This is a genomic window from Gilvimarinus gilvus (assembly GCF_030518155.1).
GTDB lineage: Bacteria > Pseudomonadota > Gammaproteobacteria > Pseudomonadales > Cellvibrionaceae > Gilvimarinus > Gilvimarinus gilvus.
The window spans coordinates 1-406 of record NZ_JAULRU010000452.1 but is presented as its reverse complement, the minus strand read 5'-3'; the positions used below and the strand labels follow the sequence as shown (position 1 = coordinate 406).

General features: G+C 58.1%; 1 pseudogene. It reads right to left on the bottom strand.

The window, feature by feature from the left end:
- Positions 1–286 (bottom strand): annotated as a pseudogene (locus tag QWI17_RS08835) (alpha/beta hydrolase); the annotation flags it as partial.
- Between the last annotated feature and the right edge of the window lie 120 nt (positions 287–406).

Here is a 406-nt window from a genome sequence, read left to right as displayed (position 1 = left end):
CTTGCAGGCGCTCGCAGGTCAGGTAGTAGGTGGCAGCCCGGTTGTACTTCTCGCCCGCCGACAGCAAGCGGCCTGCAGCCTCATCTTCTTCAGCCAGGCCACAGAGCTTGTCTGCCATTTTTGACCAGGTTTCACGAAATGCTGCGGTGCCGGCTGCGTCTGGCTGCTTCGCAGCCTCTTGCAACGGCGCGCACATTTCCTCGATCTCACCCATGCGAGCGCCCATCTCGATGGCGAGGTCGACAGACAGGTTCCAAACGTAATTGGTGGGGAAGTAGCGGAACATTTCTTATTTTCCTTTTCAGTCGGAAGGTGAACCCGGGGCTGGGAAGTACACCAGGCACGATCAGAGAAGGACGTTATTGAGCAGGCTCCGCTTTGGCCAATCGCGAGTGCGGATGCAAGG